The sequence below is a fragment of the Zoogloea oryzae genome (genome assembly GCF_030161255.1).
Classification (GTDB): domain Bacteria; phylum Pseudomonadota; class Gammaproteobacteria; order Burkholderiales; family Rhodocyclaceae; genus Zoogloea; species Zoogloea oryzae.
Window position 1 is genome coordinate 1 of the sequence record NZ_BSPX01000183.1, and the last position, 1,528, is coordinate 1,528.

The following is a 1,528-nucleotide window of genomic DNA, read 5'->3' on the forward strand; positions in this document are numbered from 1 at the left end:
CGGCGGAAGCTGGCCCAACATGGGCGCCGACATGGCCCAGCTGGGCGCCATCGCCGCCGACAGCGGCGACGCCCGCGCCCTGGAGCGCGCCATGCGCGAAGCCGGCAACCGCACGAGCGATGTCTCGCCGGCCATGCTCGAGAACGCCGCCACCCGCGCCGGCGAACTCATCAACCGCGCCCGCGAACGCCTCGCCGCCCTGCCCCCTGCGTCCAGCGAGGAGCGCACCCGACGTGAAGCCGAGCTGGCCGCCCTGCAGGCCCGCTTCCACGAGCGCACGCTGGTGCAGGCGATGTACTTCGCATCCCACGAAACCGGCGCCGCCACCCTCGAGGCCCTCGGCGTTCCGCCGGAACGGTCGGCAGAGTTCCTCATCAATCAGGTCAGCACCTTCGACGAACTCCTCACCTTCATCCGTCGCGTGCCGGTGCGAGGCCGGTTGGAGCTCACCCACTCGCCCTGGTATCAGGCCAAGCTCACCCAGATCCTCGGCATCAACCCCAGCCCCGCCCGCGAGGCGCTGCTGCTGGCGGCGCTCTACGAGGGGCATCCCGACCTGGCCGGCAGCGCGTTCCTGATCAGCCAGCAGGCGCTGCTCGACGCCAACGACATCGAAAGCGCGTGGCGGGCCGGCAATCAGAGCCGCGTCTGGATCGCCTTGTCGCGGATGGCCGAGCCACGCCGCGCGGCCCTGGTCCAGCTTGTCGAGCATCCGCCGGCACCGCCCGCCGACGCCCATCCCCGCCCGCCAACGCCGCCGCTGGTCGAGCTGCTGCGCAGCCTGGAGCGGGGCACCATGCGCGAGCGCCTCGACGCCTCACGCCTGCGGCGCGGGCTGGCCGGCGAGGCCGAGGCGCTGATGCGCGGCGACGCGGTGGAGCTGGTGGTGCGCGGCGGGCGGATCACAGAACGCATCGAAGACCCGCGCGCCTTCATCGAGCTGGTGATGCGCACACCGGCCGCCCAGGCCGAACTGCGCCGGGGCATGGTGATCCGCCGCCAGCTGCAGGCCAACCCCAACCAGTCCGTCAGCGAAGCCGAACGCGCGCTGGCCGAACGCTACGATGCCGCAGTGGTCGCCGCCGAGCAGATCGGCGAGCGCGACCACGACCTGCGCCTCGCCTTCGAGACCGTGGCCTTTGGCGAACCCGACCTCAGCGGCGCCACGGGGCAGGACCCGGCGGTCGAAGCCGACTTCATGCACTACCGGCTGGAAGAACGGCTCGCCGCCATCCGCACCGCCGGCTCCCGGGCAACCACCGACACCCTCAGTTGGGCCGGGCCCAACGTGGACGAGAACGCCGCGCGCTTCCGGGTGTATTTCGATCAGGTGCGCCTGCGCGGCATCGGCCGGGCCGAGCTGGCCCAGCTGGCCGATCTGTACTACCGCGCGATGGCCGCGCTGGATGCCTTCGCCCCGGCCAATCGCGCCTTCGCCTCAACCGCCGCGCAGCTGGTGGCGGCCGTCGCCGCGACGGTGGTGGTGTCGGCGGCCAGCGGCGGCAGCATGGGGCCGGCGGCCGTCGTC

1 protein-coding gene is annotated in these 1,528 nt (G+C 72.8%); it reads left to right on the forward strand.

What is annotated here, in order from left to right; genetic code table 11:
- A partial coding sequence (locus tag QQK25_RS22875) for a hypothetical protein (protein WP_284190033.1) occupies positions 1-1,528 on the forward strand: 1,528 nt, incomplete at both ends.